The organism is Stenotrophomonas sp. GZD-301 (assembly GCF_049310345.1).
Classification (GTDB): domain Bacteria; phylum Pseudomonadota; class Gammaproteobacteria; order Xanthomonadales; family Xanthomonadaceae; genus Stenotrophomonas.
Map to the genome: position 1 here is coordinate 1 of NZ_JBMOWY010000020.1, position 14,820 is coordinate 14,820.

A 14,820-nucleotide genomic window follows, 5' to 3' on the forward strand; every position below is an offset into this window, starting at 1 on the left:
TGGGTGGTGGGCGGTTGCTTTTTTTTCCTCTTTCCCCCCCCCCCCCCCCCCCCTCCCCCCCCCCCCCCCCCCCCCCCCCCACTACGGGCTGCTCCACCAGCCATGCACGGCGTGGCCGATCTGGAACAGGCTGATTGTCAGCACCAGCACGCCCACCGCCACCAGTACCCAGCGCTCCTTGACCTTCTTCACCAGCAGCGCAGCCACGGGCGCTGCCATCATGCCGCCGACCAGCAGGCCGGCGACGATGTTCAGGTACTGCAGGCCCATCGAGAGCAGGAAGGTGATCGACACCGCCAGGGTCACCACGAACTCGGCGGCGTTGACCGTGCCGATCGTGGTGCGGGCCTGGCCACCGCGGGCCAGCAGGGTGGAGGTGGCCACCGGACCCCAGCCGCCGCCGCCGCTGGCATCCAGCAGGCCGGCCACGAAGCCCAGCACCGGCACGCGCTTGACCTCCTGTGTCGGCATCAGCCGCCCGGCCGCGCGCAGAAGGATGAAAATCGCCAATACCAGCAGGTAGGCATAGATGAACGGGCGGATCACGTCACCGGGCAGCTGGGTCAGCACGTAGGCGCCGACCACCCCGCCCACCGCACCGGGCAAGGCCAGGCGCAGGAACAGCCGGCGATCGACGTTGCCTGCGACCAGGTGCGAGACCCCGGAGGCCCCGGTAGTGAAGACTTCAGCGGTGTGGATGCTGGCGCTGACCGCTGCCGGGGGCAGGCCCATGCTGAGCAGGACCGAGGAGGACACCAGCCCGAAGGCCATGCCCAGTGCACCGTCGACCAGCTGGGCGCCCAGGCCGATCAGGATGAACCAATAGAATTCGCTGCCGGGTTCCATGACGCCAGCCTAGCGGAATCGCCTTGGGGGTGCCGGGCGGCGGCTGGCGGTAGTGCCCGGTTGCCGGCCAGCGGCCGGCACTACGAGCGGGTTGCAGGGCGGAGGCCGGCGGTGCCGGCCGCGGCCGGGACTACCGGGTGCCGTACAGGACGACCGTCTTGCCGCGGGCGTGAAGGAGCCCGTCGCTCTGCAGCTTCTTGAGGACGCGGCCAGCCATTTCACGCGAGCAGCCGACCAGGCGGGCCAGCTCCTGGCGCGAGACGCGCAGCTGGGTGCCCTGCGGATGGCTCATGGCCTCCGGCTCGCGGGACAGGTCGTGAAGGGTGCGCACGATGCGGTCGGTGACATCCAGGAAGGCCAGGCGGCTGGCCTTGCGGCTGGTGTCGAGCAGGCGCTTGGAGATCTGCTGGCCGATGGCATACAGCAGCCGCGGTGCATCGGTGGACAGGGGGCCCAGGAACAGCTGGTGCAGGCGCTCGTAGCTGATTTCGGCCAGTTCGCACGGTGTCCGGGTGCGCAGGATGACCTCGCGACGGTCCGATTCCACGAACAGACCCATTTCCCCCACGAACTCCCCGGAGCCGAAATAGCCCAGGACCAGCTCACGGTCGTCATCTTCTTCAGCAATTATAGAAACAGAGCCGCTGATCACGTAGTAAAGGGTGCCTGCGGGGTCCCCCGGCCGGAAGACGTCCGTGCGGGCAGGGTAGCGACGGCGATGGCTGTGGGCCAGAAAGCGGTCGATGGTGGCGATATCCAGGGCCAATGGACTTGTGGCAAGGCGCACAGATGACACGTTACGGCGCTCCCTTTGCTCATGAACAATTCACGGCTATGTCCCGGCAGCTTAACGATCACAATTGTTAAGGGCAAACAAAGCACAGGCAAACCTTTCAATGCAAGTTTCGCCCCCGATCACTTTGCCCCATAATTGCGCCTTTCCCACCACACACAGGATCGACCGCCGTGGTCAAGCCGTTGCCTCGCCTGAGGTTGCAGGGTTTCAACAACCTCACCAAGGCGCTGAGCTTCAACATCTATGACGTGTGTTACGCGCGCACCGAAGAAGAGCGTCAGCGTTACATCGAATACATTGATGAAGAGTACAACGCCGATAGGCTTACTCAGATCTTGACCGATGTCGCCGAGATCATCGGCGCCAACATCCTCAACGTCGCGCGCCAGGATTACGATCCGCAGGGCGCGTCGGTGACGATCCTGATCTCCGAAGAACCGGTGATCGACAAGAAGCTGGCCGGCAAGGAGCTGATCTCCGACGCCGTGGTCGCGCATATGGACAAGAGCCACATCACTGTCCATACGTACCCGGAAACGCATCCGCAGGAGGGCATCGCCACGTTCCGCGCGGACATCGATGTGGCTACCTGTGGCGTGATTTCGCCGCTGAAGGCGCTGAACTACCTGATCGAGAGTCTGGAATCGGACATCGTGATCATGGATTACCGCGTGCGTGGCTTCACCCGTGACGTGAAGGGCAAGAAGCACTACATCGATCACAAGATCAACTCGATCCAGAACTTCCTGGCCAAGAACATCAAGTCGCGTTACGAGATGTTCGACGTCAACGTCTACCAGGAAAACATCTTCCACACGAAGATGCACCTGAAGGACTTCGACCTGGACCAGTACCTGTTCGAGGAAAAGGCCAAGAACATCTCGTTCAAGGAACGCATGAAGATCGAAGCGCTGCTCAAGCGCGAGATCGAAGAGCTGTTCCACGGCCGCAATCTGTCCGAGTAACACCCAGCGATCGCGTCCGGGACATCCCCGGGCGCGCCGCACAAGGCGGGACGGCCCGCCCTGTGGAACATCCGGATCTGCGCAGATTCGTGTTCCACGGATGCAACCGACGACGGTCCGGTGTGAAAACACCGGGCCGTTGTGCGTTTTTACGGCCGCCTCGCGGGGCGGCCGGTATCTGTTCTGTTCATGATGAGGAGTACCCCCATGCCCTGGATCTATCTGCTGCTGGCCGGCCTGTTTGAAATCGGGTTCGCGCTGGGCCTGAAGTACAGCGATGGCTTCACCAAGCCCTGGCCGACCGTGGCCACCATCATTTCGGCGGCAATCAGCCTGTACCTGCTGACCCAGGCGCTGCGGACCATCCCGGTGGGCACCGGCTATGCGATCTGGACCGGCATCGGCGCGCTCGGCGTGGCCACGCTGGGCATCTTGCTGTTCGGCGACAGCGCCTCGCTGCCGCGCCTGGCCTGCATCGGCCTGATCGTGGCCGGCGTGATCGGCCTGAAGCTCGTTTCAGGCTGAGGCCGCCCTGCCGGCGGCAGGCGCTACCGTGGCGGATCCCCGGTAGGTATCGACCGTTGGTCGATACGCCCTACATCCGGTAGGCGATGGTCTTCATGACCTTGGAGGCCAGCGCCATCACGCCTGGAATCGGCGGCGGCAGTCTGCGGGCGCCGGCATGTTCGGCGTGGTCGGCGTGGCGGGCCTCGTCGATCTTCATCACCTTGATGATCTCGCGGCTGCGCAGGTCCGCCGGGGGCAGGGTGTCCAGGTGCTCGTCCAGGTGCGCTTCGACCTGGCGCTCGGTCTCCACCACGAAGCCCAGGTTCCAGCCGTCTCCCCGCAGGCCGGCCAGGGTGCCGATGGTGTAGCTGCCGGCATACCAGATCGGGTTGAACAGGCTGGGGCGGCTGCCCAGCTCGCGCAGGCGCTGCGCGCACCAGGCCAGGTGGTCGGTCTCTTCCTGGGCGGCGTCCAGCAGGTGGGCGCGGGTCTGCGCCTCGCGGGCGACGGCCGCCTGGCCGAAATACAGGCCCTGGGCGCATACCTCGCCCACGTGGTTGATCCGCATCAGCCCGGCGGCATGCCGGCGCTCGCGGTCCTCCATCTGCACGTCCGGGGTCGCTGCGGCCGGGTAGGGGCGGCTGGCCGGCGGATTGCCGAACACCGTATCCAGCGCGCGCTGGGCTTCGGTGAGCAGGTGGTCGAGCGGGGTGGTCTGGCGGATCGCGGTCATGCAGGGGAGGCGTCGCGGCGAGGGGTGCCTGATTCTCGCCCCCTGGGGCCGATGTGCCAAGCCACCGGGCAGGGCGACTTGCATGTGGCTGGAAGGGCCAGTACAATCCCGCCTCTTCACAACGCGTGGCAGAGTTTCGGCCGTTCAACGCCGCAATGAGCCCGACCTACTTGAGTTCTTTCATGAGCACTTTCACTGCAAAGTCCGAGACCGTCCAGCGCGACTGGTATCTCGTCGACGCTTCCGGCAAGACGCTGGGCCGTCTGTCCACCGAGCTGGCCCGCCGTCTGCGCGGCAAGCACAAGCCGGTCTACACCCCTCACGTTGATACCGGTGACTACCTGATTGTCATCAATGCAGAAAAGATTGCCGTCACCGGCAACAAGCTGCAGGACAAGCTGTATCACCGTTTCACTGGCTACATCGGCAACCTGAAGACCGAAACTCTGGCCCAGGCGCTTGAGCGCCACCCGGAGCGCGTCATCGAGACCGCCGTCAAGGGCATGCTGCCGAAGGGCCCGCTGGGCCGCGCCATGTACCGCAAGCTCAAGGTGTACTCGGGTTCCGAGCACCCGCACGCCGCTCAGCAGCCTCAGGTTCTGGATATCTAATCATGGCTATCACGCAAAACTACGGCACCGGCCGCCGCAAGTCCTCCACCGCCCGCGTGTTCCTGCGCAAGGGCGCCGGCAACATCACCGTCAATGGCCGTCCGCTGGACGAGTTCTTTGGCCGTGAGACTGCACGCATGATCGTGCGTCAGCCGCTGGAACTGACCAAGAACACCGAAAGCTTCGACATCATGGTCACCGCCGCTGGCGGCGGCACCACCGGCCAGGCCGGTGCGATCCGTCTGGGCATCGCCCGTGCGCTGGTCGAGTACGACGAAACCCTGAAGTCCGAGCTGCGCAAGGCTGGCTTCATGACCCGTGACGCCCGTGAAGTCGAGCGTAAGAAGGTCGGCCTGCACAAGGCACGTCGCGCCACCCAGTTCTCCAAGCGCTGATCCATCGCGCCTGGCGTGGGATCCTTCGGGATCCCCCTGGGAAAAGCAAAAGCCCGGCCTCGGCCGGGCTTTTGTCGTTTACGGCCCGGCCGCCGGCCGGCAGCCAGGAAGCGCACGAAGCAAGAGAGGGTAGTGCCGGCCGCTGGCCGGCAACCAAGCGATCTGTCCAACGCTCACGCGTCGCCGGCCAGTGGCCGGCATTGCAACGCGCACAAAACAAAAGGCCTGATCTTTCGATCAGGCCTTTTGTCATATTTGGCTGCCCCGGATGGATTCGAACCACCGAATGCCTGAGTCAGAGTCAGGTGCCTTACCGCTTGGCGACGGGGCAATATGTGCGTGCAAGTATTGCACTTTTTCCCTACAAAACCAAGCATGACTTGGTGGCTATGGGTGGACTCGAACCACCGACCCCAGCATTATGAGTGCTGTGCTCTAACCGGCTGAGCTACATAGCCTAGGGAGCCGGTAATTCTGGAGATGTATTGGGAATCTGTCAACACTTTTTCACCACGCTTGTGAGTGGGCAGCCGGCGTGGCACAGTCCCGGCCAGTAGATTTTTCTAGGAGTCCGCATCGTGATCGATCCGGACGGCTATCGACCGAACGTCGGCATCGTGCTGATGCGGCAGGACGGGCAGGTGTTCTGGGCACGACGTGTGCGCCGGGATGGCTGGCAGTTCCCGCAGGGCGGCATGAATACCGATGAGACGCCGGTGGAAGCCATGTATCGCGAGTTGCAGGAAGAAACCGGGTTGTTGCCCGAGCACGTCGAAGTGCTTGGTGCCACGCCAGGGTGGCTTCGCTATCGGTTGCCGGCACGGGCCATCCGCCGCAATGAACGTCAGGTCTGCATCGGCCAGAAGCAGGTCTGGTTCCTGCTGCGCCTGGCCGGCGACGAATCCCACGTCAAACTGGACCACACCGACAGCCCCGAGTTCGATCAGTGGCGGTGGGTGGATTTCTGGTACCCGGTCGAGCATGTGGTGATGTTCAAGCGGGGCGTCTATGCACGCGCGCTGCGGCACCTGGCGCCCTTGGCGCGGGGGGTGGCAGGGACCGGCGTGGAATCGATGCCCAAGACCGCACAGGAGGCCTGGATGCCGGGCAATGCGGCGGGCCATGACCGGCCACGCAAGCGGTTGCCGAAGCGGGGCTACTGGCCGCGCAAGGCCAAGGGCGAGCCGGGGGCCTGACCCGGCCCGCTGAACCGTATCGAGAATGATTCAGTTTCGAAATTGACAACCATTCTCGTTTCGATTGGAATGGCGGCAGGCCATCCCGGCCTGTCTGCCGAGTCCGCACGTGTACGTCTGCATCTGCAATGGGGTAACCGACCACCAGATCCGCGAAGCCGCCCATAGCGGTGTCGCCAGCGTGTCCGAGCTGACCATGCGCACCGGTTGCGGCGCCACCTGCGGTTCCTGCCTGGACATGGCGGCGGACCTGCTCGCCAAGGCCCGCGCCACCCACGATCTGCCGCTGCCGGTACTGGGCCTGGCGCAGGTCGCCTGACCGCGTCTGCCGGGCCGATGCCCGGCCCCCGTGCGCATGCGCAACTGGGGTTGATTCGCGTTCCTTCATGGTTTGCGGCGAAGCGCTACAGTGCGCGCGTTTCCACGCAGCAGGAGCAAGCTCATGAAGGGCGACGCCAAGGTCATCGAATTCCTCAACAAGGTCCTCTACAACGAGCTGACCGCGATCAACCAGTACTTCCTGCACGCCAAGATGCTGAAGAACTGGGGGCTGAAGGAACTGGCCGACCACGAGTACAAGGAATCGATCGAAGAGATGAAGCATGCGGACATCCTGTCCGACCGCATCCTCTTCCTCGAAGGCCTGCCGAACTTCCAGGCGCTGGGCAAGCTGCGCATCGGCGAGAATCCGCGCGAAATCCTGCAGTGCGACCTGGCGCTGGAACGCGACGGCGTGGTGACGCTGCGCGAAGCGGTGGCGTATGCCGATTCGATCGCCGACTACGTGAGCCGGCAGCTGTTCGTGAAGATTCTCGAATCCGAGGAAGAGCACATCGACTGGCTGGAAACCCAGCTGGATCTGATCGAGCGCATCGGTGAGCCGAACTACCTGCTGACCAAGATCGAGGATTGATCTGCCGGCGGCACGCGCCTCAGTGACCCTGGGGAGCGTGCAGGCGGGCCAGATAGCCGCCCAGCGCGATGCGTGCGCGGGCGAACTCGGCGATCAGCAGCGCCACGGCCACGGCCGGGCGCTCCAGCGTGCCGGCGCGTGCGTCGTGTTCGATCCGGCGCGCGGCCGCCGACAGGGCCAGTGCACCCACATTCGCACTGGCCGACTTGAGGCTGTGCGCGAGCGCGCGCAGTTCCGGCAGGTCGGCTGCCACCGAGGCTTCCTGCAGCTGGCGGATCAGCGGCGGGGTGTCGTCGAGGAACACGCCGATGATCTGCGCGGTGCCCGTGCCGATCACCTCCAGCAACTCATCCAGCACCTGGGTATCGAGCACCGGTAGTGCGGCCGGTTCCTCGCCCGGATCGGCGGCGATGGCCGACAGCAGCACCGCATCGTCTTCCCACACCTGGGGCGTGTCGGTAGCCGGGGAGGTGGCCACGACGGTCGCCACGACGGTGTCCTCGATCGGCGCGTGCGGTACCTGCCAGCGCAGCAGGCAGGTGCGCAGTGAATCGCGCTGGATGGGCTTGGACAGATAGTCGTCCATGCCGGCCTGCAGGCAGCGCTCGCGGTCGCCGGCCATCGCGTTGGCGGTCATCGCCACGATCGGCAGGCGCGTGGCATGGGTGTCGGTTTCGTGTTCGCGCCAGCGCCGGGTCGCGGTGTAACCGTCCAGCGCCGGCATCTGGCAATCCATCAGCACGATGTCCACCGCATGCATGTGCAGGTGCTGCAACGCCTGTTCGCCATCCTGGGCGGTGCTGACCTCGCAGCCGAGCACCTGCAACAGCCGCTGCGCGACCAGCAGGTTGACCGTGTTGTCCTCCACCAGCAGCACGCGCAGGCCGAGCGGCGACTCGCTGGGCGTGGCCGGGACCGGCGCGGCATCGGCCAGCAGCGGTGCCGGGCGTGCCGACGCCGCCTGCGGGCGCAGCAGTGCGTGCAGGGCGGTGTCGGCAGCATCGCGAGGCAGGGCGTGCGCCTGGGTCAGCAACGCGGCAGCGGGTGGTTCCTGGCCGTGCAGCCAGAGCAGCTGCACCGGCGGGCTGCGCACGCCGTGCACCGCTTCGCGATGCAGCGCTGCCCCGCTGTGGCGCACCGCCTCGATATCGGCGATGACCCAGGCCAGGGCCGGGTCGATGCCCGGTCGCTGCGGCGCGCGCAGTGCATCCACCGCATCGGCGGCGGACTCCACCGCATGCAGGCGGATGTCGTGGTGCTCCAGCACGCGCTCCAACCGCTGGCGCTGCAGCGGGTCGCGGCTCACCAGCAGGGCACGGGTGACCGTGACGCCTGCGGCGGGCAGGTCGCCCAGTACCTTCAGCAGCGGAATCTCGCACCAGAACGTGGCGCCGCGTCCGGGCGTCGAGCTGACCCCGATGCGGCCGTGCATGAGGTCGATGATGCGTTTGCAGATTGCCAGGCCCAGCCCGGTGCCGCCGTACAGGCGGGTGGTGGATGCGTCGGCCTGGCTGAAGGACTGGAACAGGCGCGCCTGCAGGGTTTCGTCGATGCCGATGCCGCTGTCGATGACTTCGAAGCGCACCTGGTGCTGGGCATTGGTTTCACCCTGCCGCAGGACGCGCAGCCGGATCTGGCCGCGCTCGGTGAACTTGATGGCGTTGACCAGCAGGTTGCTCAGCACCTGCCGCAACCGCACCGGATCGCCGCGCACCGAGAGCCGTACCGCCGGGTCCAGTTCCAGCGAGACGCGCAGGCCCTTGGGCTCGGCCGCGCGCTGCATCAGCTGCACCAGCCCGTCCAGCAGTTCGCGCAGGTTGAAGGTGGTGATCTCCAGGTCCAGGCCGTTGGCCTCCAGCCGGGAGTAGTCGAGGATGTCATCGACGATGCGCAGCAGCTGCTGCGAGCTGGCCGTGGCGGTCTGCAGCATCTGCCGCTGGTCGCTGCCGAGCTGGCCACGCGCGATCAGGTCCAGCATCGGCAGAATGCCGTTCAGCGGGGTGCGGATCTCGTGGCTCATGGTGGCCAGGAACTCGCCCTTGGCCAGTGCCGCCGCCTCGGCGGCCTGTTTGGCGGCGAGCAGTTCCTGCTCCAGCAGGTGCTGCTGCTGCATCCGCCGCTGGATCTGGTCGCGCTCCTCGCCCAGTGCGTCGCTCTGGCGCTGCAGCCGGGAAAGACGGTCCTGCGCATCGCGCCAGCGACGGACGCCGACAATGGCCGCGCCCAGCGTCAGCGCGGCGGTGGCGGCGGCGATGGCTGCCCACGGGCCGTTGGCACCGGCCACCGTCATCGCACTGGCGGTGGCCGAGAGTGCCGCGGACATCGCGGCGATCCACAGGGACACCGGTACCTGCACTGGCGTTGCCCGTCCGTGGGTCGCCATGATCACAACACCGCGTTGTGGAAGTCGAAGTTCAGGTCGCTGCCCGCCGACTGCACCATGTTGCCCTGGATGAAGTCCACGCCGCCCATCCACATCGCGGCGGCGGCCTGCGGGTCTTCGATCTGCTGGCCGATGATCTGCAGGCCGGCACGGTGCGCCATCTCGATCGCCGCGCGCAGTTCATCGCGGGTCTTCTGGTTGGCATGGCTGCTGGAGAAGCGCGCGGCCATGCGCACGAACGCGATCGGCAGCTGGGTGAGCAGGGCGTTGGCGTCGCTGCCGGGCTCGAACTGGCTCAGGCAGAAGCGCACGCCGGCCGCGCTGAGGCGCGTGCAGAACTGCTGCAGGGTGACGGTGTGGATCAGGGCATCGGGCAGGCGCACGTCGATGACCACCGCATGGCCGGGAAGCTGGCGCTGCGCCAGCGATTCCAGCAGCCAGTCGGCGAAGGCGTCGCGCGCCAGCGTGCGCAGCGACTGCGACACGAACAGGTGCAGCGGCTGGGTGGCGTGGCGGTACAGGTCGAGCAGGCCCAGTGCGTGGTCGAGGACCTGCTGGTCGAGGTCGGCGATGCGCCCGGCCGCTTCGGCCGCCGGGATCACCTGGCCGGCCGCCAGCACGGTGCCATCGGCCTGGCGCAGGCGCAGCAGCACCTGGTACTGGGCGGTGTTGCCCCCGGCCACGGCCACGATCGGCTGGTAGGCCAGTTCCAGCTGGCCGTCGAGCAGGGCCAGGTGCTCCTGTGCGGCAACGTCCTCACGACGCACGTAGGCGGCGATGCCGGCGCTGAGCAGGCGGGCCTGCAGCGTGGTCCGCTCGACCGCTTCCAGTGCGCTGCCGGCATCGGCGAAACCGGGTGAGAGCTGGGCGTGGCCGACCACGCCGCGCAGGTGCACCGACTCATCGTCGCGGATCACGAACGCACGGGCCGACAGCTGCTCGCGCAGCGTGTGCGCCAGGCCATCCAGATCGTCTTCATCGATGCCGCGCGCGAGCACCAGGAAGCTGTTGTCGTTCAGGCGCGCCAGCAGGTGCGGTTGGGCGGCATCGGCCAGGCGCAGGCCGGCCTGCACCATCAGCCGCTCGAAGGCGGCATAGCCGTAGCGTTCGCGCAGACCCAGCGCGCTGGCGATCTCAATGAAGTACAGGCCGCCACGATCGCGGTGCGACAGCGACGCCGCCAGCTGCTGCATCACGTGGTGGCGCGTGGGCAGGCCGGTCTCGGGGTTGTTCATTGCCGGCGCGCCGTGCGCACCGGGCAGCGTGGCCGCCTGCGCGCGGGCGCGGCGGATGCGGTTGGACACCGCGGCGATCAGGTGGCGCGGCCGGATCGGCTTGCTGAGGAAATCGTCGGCACCGCTGTCGAGCACTTCGAACTGGCGCTCCGGGTCGGGATCGCCGCTCAGGAACACGATCGGCAGCAGCTGCTGACCAGGCTGCTGGCGGATCAGCGCGGTCAGGCGCATGCCGTCCAGGCCGGGCAGGTGCAGGTCCATCAGGATCAGGTCGGGGCGATGTTCGGCGATGGCCTGCTGCACGCCCTCGGCATCGGCGTGGACCAGCGCTTCCATGCCCGCGCCATGCAGCACGCTCTGCGCGAACAGCGCCTGCGAACGGTCGTCCTCGACGATCAGCACGCGGTAGGGGGCCTCGGCCGCCAGCGGCAGTGCATCGTGTTCGATCGGGTGCAGCGGTGGCGGCGTTGCTGCGCCAGGCCCGGCGGCAGGCATCAACGGCACCACGTTGCTGGGCAACGGTGGCGGCGCCGATGCGGGCGCATCGACCCAGCGCTGCCAGTGATCGGCGGGCGGGGTTTCGGCGCGCGTGGCGCGGGTGGATGCAGCGTTGTCGTTGACGGCCATCGGTACTCCCAGTGTGCGTCGCAATTATGCGACGAACCATCGCGTTGGTTACGCGTCGCGCCGGCCGTCAGCCACCTGGTCCGGGAGGCAACACGCCAGGATGTGCGCTGCTGCCCGTTTTGTCGGCCGGCTGGCCGAGCAGCCAACGCATGCCACGCCACAGGGCGCGCCACACCCACCACACGATCAGCGCGCCGATCAGGCTGCAGGCGACCACCACGATCAGCGCCAGCCACGGATGCGCCAGTGCCAGTGCCAGGCCGCCGACCACCACGGTGTCTTCGGCCGCCGAGGCGACCCAGTTGCTGGCCGGCTCGGGCGAGGTGTTCAGCAGGGCGCGGGTGCCGGCCTTCAGGCCGTGGCTGGCCAGCGCGACCCCGGCGCCGGCAGCCAGCGCGGTGCCGCTCAACTCGCCGTTGGGCGAGAGCGTGGCAGCGGCCAGGAAGGCGCCCGCGGGCACCCTGGCCAGGGTCTGGACCAGGTCCCAGGCCGAATCCACCCCGGGGATCTTGTCGGCGAAGAATTCGGCGATGGCCAGGGCGGCCGAGGTGCCCAGCACCCAGTACGACTCGGTGGCCTGCAGTGCCGGCGGCAGTTCGACCCAGCCGAGCAGCCCGGCCAGGCCCACCCCGAACACGGTCAGGTACACCCGGATGCCGGCCAGCCAGGCCAGCAGAATGCCGATCACAAACAGATGGGCGTCAGTCACGGCACGTGCTCCCGCTGCAAAATGTGCACAGGGCCACACTATCGGGGATGACGACCATGAACGCCACCGCCGCCCGTCCCCCCGGGTAGGGGAATTGGCGGCATCCTGACTTACACTAGCCCGTCGATCGTTCCAACAGGGGCCGTCGCGGTGTCGCCGGACAGGCGGCGCAGCGGAAACAGCCATGAACAACCGCACACCTTCCCGTATCCAGATCCGCCTGCCGGGCCGTCCGCCCGTGCAGGACCGCAAGCGCCTGCTGGTGCTCGGCGGCATCTGGCTGCTGAGCCTGATCCTGGCCGTGTTGGCCGGTCGCTGGCTGGGCGCGCCGCATGGCGACCCCGGCCGCCAGCTCGACGCCGCCGAGGCGCGCGTCGAGACCCTGCAGAAGGAGGTGGTGGAGCTGCAGCAGCGGCAGGCCACCCTGCAGGCGTCCGATCGCATCAGCCGCGCCGCCAATACCGAGGTGCAGGCCTCGCTGGGCGAGCGCGACGAAGAGATTGCCGGGCTGCGTGCCGATGTGGCGTTCTATGAGCGCCTGGTCGGGGCCACCAGCCAGCGCAAGGGCCTGAACACCCACTCCATCGAGTTCTCCCCGGAGGCCGGCGGCACCTGGCAGTACGCCGTGGTGCTGACCCAGAACCTCAACCGGGGCGCCATCAGCCAGGGCCAGATGCGGTTCTCGGTGGAAGGCGTGAAGGGCGGAAAGCTGACCACGGTCAGTTGGGACGAGCTGCACCAGCGCACCAAGGTGCCGGGCCAGGAGTATTCCTTCCGGTACTTCCAGCAGCTCACCGGCAGTGTGATCCTGCCGAAGGACTTCACCCCGCAACGTGTGCGGGTCACGCTGGGCAGCGCGGGGGGCGCCACCCAGGTATTCGATTGGAAGCAGGCGGGGACGCCGGCGAAAGGGGAGTAAGCATTCATGTTCGGAAGCAACAAATCCAACCGCGACGGTCACCTGGTGGTGGACGCCCTGATCGGCGCACAGGTGGTGATCCGCGGTGACGTCGAGTTCAGCGGCGGCCTGTATGTGGAAGGCACCATCCTGGGCAAGGTGATCGCCCAGGAAGGCGCGGCCAACGCCACCCTGACCGTGGCCGAGCACGGCGCCATCGAGGGCGAGATCCGCGCCCAGGTGGTGGTCATCAGCGGCCGCCTGGACGGCGATGTGCATGCCACCGAGCGGGTCGAACTGACCCCGACCGCCCGGGTCAGCGGCAACATCCACTACCAGGTGGTGGAGATGAACGCCGGCGCGCAGCTGACCGGCCGCCTGATCCATGCCAGCGCGGCGCCGCAGATGGCCCTGCCGCCCCCGGCCGAGGAGGCCCCGGCCGGCAACGGCAAGGACAGCAGCGCCCGCAAGAAGCTGGCCGAGGCGATGGCCTGAGGCGGCGAACTTGAAACCGTGCTCATGCACCCCCATGCTGGTGGCATGAGCACGCTTGTTTCCCTGCCCGGCGCCCCCGCCGCCGCGCCGAACTACCAGTCGCTGGACCGTCCGATGAACTTCACCGAAGCCGCCGCGGCCAAGGTCAAGGAACTCATCCAGGACGAGGACAGCGCATCGTTGGCCCTGCGGGTGTACATCCAGGGCGGCGGCTGTTCCGGGTTCCAGTACGGGTTCGAGTTCGATGAGAACCGTGCCGACGACGACCTGGCCGTGCAGACCAACGGCGTCACGCTGCTGGTGGACCCGCTGAGCCTGCAGTACCTGATGGGCGCCGAGGTGGACTACACCGAAAGCCTCACCGGTGCGCAGTTCGTGATCCGCAATCCGAACGCGAAAACCACCTGCGGGTGCGGCAGCAGCTTCAGCATGTAATCCGCGCCCGGGTGCCGATGCCGCTTGCCAGTGTCGGCGAATGTGGGCAGGCTCTTCGGATGTCCAGACTTCCTTCGCAGCTTTCCGGTTTCGCCTTTGTCAGCGAACCGTTGGAGCGCGCCGATCCGCTGCGCGATGACGCCGATGCGTTGTCGCGGCTGTGGCCGGACGCGCGCATTCTCGTTCTCGACCAGGACGGCACCGCGCTGGCCGGCGAGGACGGCCAGCCGCTGGCGCTGACCGGTGCGCAGGTCGGTGGTGGCCCCGGCACGGCGATCTTCCTCGGGCTGCGCGGGCAACAGGCCTGGTTCTCGATGGAAGCGGCGGCGGTGGATGTCACCGCGCCGCAGCGCGTGGACCTGCGCCAGTCGGCCCTGACCTGGTCGGCCGCCGATGCCAGCGCGTTCTGCTATGCCCGCGGCATGTCCTATTGGCAGTCGCGCACGCGCTTCTGCGGCGTGTGCGGCGGCGGCATCACCTTCTCGCGCAGCGGCTTCATCGGCCGCTGCGGCCAATGCAACACCGAGCACTATCCGCGGGTGGACCCGGCGGTGATCGTGGCGGTGGAAAACCAGGGCCGCCTGCTGTTGGGCCGGCAGGCCAACTGGGCGCCGCGCCGCTATTCGGTGCTGGCCGGGTTCGTCGAACCGGGCGAGTCGCTGGAGCAGACGGTGGTGCGCGAAGTCTTCGAGGAGAGCCGTGTACGGGTGCGCGACTGCCGTTACCTCGGCACCCAGCCGTGGCCGTTCCCCGGTGCATTGATGCTGGGCTTCAGCGCGACCGCCGAGGACGACGTGCCGACCGTGGATGGCGAGCTGGAGGACGCGCGCTGGTTCACGGCCGAGGAGGTGGGGGCGGCCCTGGCGCGCGACGTGCATGACGATGGCGAGGGCATCCGCCTGTCGCCACCGATTTCCATTTCGCGCAGCCTGATCGAGCACTGGTACCAGCAGCAGGTGGCCTGACCCCGCGTGGCGTTGCCGCTGGCTGAACACGTGCCGGCGTACATTACCAACGGCCCGGGGAATTCCCCGGGCGCAGGGCATAGTAGCGGCGCGTTCCAGAACCCCAGCCGG

At 67.3% G+C, this 14,820-nt stretch carries 17 protein-coding genes and 2 tRNA genes; 11 read left to right on the forward strand and 8 right to left on the reverse strand.

Translation table 11 applies throughout. The features are described 5' to 3' along the window. Positions 1–81 precede the first annotated feature (81 nt). A complete protein-coding gene (locus ACO6VK_RS04910) occupies positions 82–846 on the reverse strand; it encodes a sulfite exporter TauE/SafE family protein (protein ID WP_422505827.1) in 765 nt (254 codons plus the stop codon). Positions 847–976: 130 nt separating this feature from the next. Further along, complete coding sequence (gene crp / locus ACO6VK_RS04915) at positions 977–1,642, reverse strand: cAMP-activated global transcriptional regulator CRP (protein WP_017354543.1); 666 nt, start codon at positions 1,640–1,642, stop codon at positions 977–979. Positions 1,643–1,812: 170 nt separating this feature from the next. Here crp and speD point away from each other — a divergent pair, with 170 nt between their 5' ends. Beyond that, the gene (gene speD, locus ACO6VK_RS04920; RefSeq protein WP_017354544.1) at positions 1,813–2,607 is read left to right on the forward strand and encodes an adenosylmethionine decarboxylase; all 795 of its coding nucleotides are present in this window, start codon (positions 1,813–1,815) and stop codon (positions 2,605–2,607) included. A 207-nt stretch (positions 2,608–2,814) separates the two neighbouring features. Beyond that, a complete protein-coding gene (locus ACO6VK_RS04925; RefSeq protein WP_422505828.1) occupies positions 2,815–3,132 on the forward strand; it encodes a DMT family transporter in 318 nt (105 codons plus the stop codon). A gap of 70 nt (positions 3,133–3,202) precedes the next feature. On the opposite strand, the gene coq7 is transcribed toward ACO6VK_RS04925, so the two are convergent. Continuing rightward, positions 3,203–3,847, reverse strand: coding sequence for a 2-polyprenyl-3-methyl-6-methoxy-1,4-benzoquinone monooxygenase (gene coq7 / locus ACO6VK_RS04930; RefSeq protein ID WP_422505829.1), 645 nt, complete (start codon positions 3,845–3,847; stop codon positions 3,203–3,205). A 182-nt stretch (positions 3,848–4,029) separates the two neighbouring features. Between coq7 and rplM the strand changes: the two genes are divergently transcribed. Further along, positions 4,030–4,458 (forward strand): 50S ribosomal protein L13, encoded by a 429-nt coding sequence (rplM, locus tag ACO6VK_RS04935; RefSeq protein ID WP_422505830.1) that lies wholly within the window; start codon positions 4,030–4,032, stop codon positions 4,456–4,458. A gap of 2 nt (positions 4,459–4,460) precedes the next feature. Further along, a complete protein-coding gene (gene rpsI, locus ACO6VK_RS04940; protein ID WP_017354549.1) occupies positions 4,461–4,853 on the forward strand; it encodes a 30S ribosomal protein S9 in 393 nt (130 codons plus the stop codon). A 256-nt stretch (positions 4,854–5,109) separates the two neighbouring features. On the opposite strand, the gene ACO6VK_RS04945 is transcribed toward rpsI, so the two are convergent. Both ACO6VK_RS04945 and ACO6VK_RS04950 read right to left on the reverse strand, forming a co-directional pair. Next, positions 5,110–5,184 (reverse strand) — tRNA-Gln (locus tag ACO6VK_RS04945). 50 nt (positions 5,185–5,234) lie between these two features. After that, positions 5,235–5,311 (reverse strand) — tRNA-Met (locus tag ACO6VK_RS04950). A gap of 120 nt (positions 5,312–5,431) precedes the next feature. On the opposite strand from ACO6VK_RS04950, the gene ACO6VK_RS04955 reads away from it, so the two are divergent. From ACO6VK_RS04955 to bfr, 3 genes are all read left to right on the forward strand, one after another. After that, on the forward strand, positions 5,432–6,049 hold the full coding sequence (locus ACO6VK_RS04955; RefSeq protein ID WP_017354550.1) for an RNA pyrophosphohydrolase: 618 nt from the start codon (positions 5,432–5,434) through the stop codon (positions 6,047–6,049). Positions 6,050–6,158: 109 nt separating this feature from the next. Further along, entirely contained in the window at positions 6,159–6,368 is a 210-nt protein-coding gene (locus tag ACO6VK_RS04960; RefSeq protein WP_026070525.1) for a (2Fe-2S)-binding protein, read from the forward strand. Positions 6,369–6,491: 123 nt separating this feature from the next. Further along, positions 6,492–6,962, forward strand: coding sequence for a bacterioferritin (gene bfr, locus ACO6VK_RS04965; protein ID WP_411852420.1), 471 nt, complete (start codon positions 6,492–6,494; stop codon positions 6,960–6,962). 19 nt (positions 6,963–6,981) lie between these two features. On the opposite strand, the gene ACO6VK_RS04970 is transcribed toward bfr, so the two are convergent. The 3 genes from ACO6VK_RS04970 to ACO6VK_RS04980 form a co-directional block, all read right to left on the reverse strand. Then, positions 6,982–9,294 carry an ATP-binding protein gene (locus ACO6VK_RS04970; RefSeq protein ID WP_422505849.1) on the reverse strand — a complete coding sequence of 771 codons (2,313 nt, stop codon included), beginning with the start codon at positions 9,292–9,294 and terminating at the stop codon, positions 6,982–6,984. 53 nt (positions 9,295–9,347) lie between these two features. Then, the gene (locus ACO6VK_RS04975) at positions 9,348–11,207 is read right to left on the reverse strand and encodes an EAL domain-containing protein (RefSeq protein ID WP_422505831.1); all 1,860 of its coding nucleotides are present in this window, start codon (positions 11,205–11,207) and stop codon (positions 9,348–9,350) included. 67 nt (positions 11,208–11,274) lie between these two features. Beyond that, entirely contained in the window at positions 11,275–11,916 is a 642-nt protein-coding gene (locus tag ACO6VK_RS04980; RefSeq protein WP_422505832.1) for a DUF4126 domain-containing protein, read from the reverse strand. 184 nt (positions 11,917–12,100) lie between these two features. On the opposite strand from ACO6VK_RS04980, the gene ACO6VK_RS04985 reads away from it, so the two are divergent. From ACO6VK_RS04985 to nudC, 4 genes are read left to right on the forward strand one after another with little or no spacing between them, the layout of a single operon-like run. After that, a complete protein-coding gene (locus ACO6VK_RS04985; RefSeq protein ID WP_422505833.1) occupies positions 12,101–12,835 on the forward strand; it encodes a DUF6776 family protein in 735 nt (244 codons plus the stop codon). Between the two features lie 6 nt (positions 12,836–12,841). Then, the gene (locus ACO6VK_RS04990; protein WP_422505834.1) at positions 12,842–13,309 is read left to right on the forward strand and encodes a bactofilin family protein; all 468 of its coding nucleotides are present in this window, start codon (positions 12,842–12,844) and stop codon (positions 13,307–13,309) included. A gap of 45 nt (positions 13,310–13,354) precedes the next feature. Then, positions 13,355–13,744, forward strand: coding sequence for an iron-sulfur cluster insertion protein ErpA (gene erpA, locus ACO6VK_RS04995; RefSeq protein ID WP_422505835.1), 390 nt, complete (start codon positions 13,355–13,357; stop codon positions 13,742–13,744). 59 nt (positions 13,745–13,803) lie between these two features. After that, complete coding sequence (gene nudC / locus ACO6VK_RS05000; RefSeq protein ID WP_422505836.1) at positions 13,804–14,709, forward strand: NAD(+) diphosphatase; 906 nt, start codon at positions 13,804–13,806, stop codon at positions 14,707–14,709. Positions 14,710–14,820: the final 111 nt, after the last annotated feature.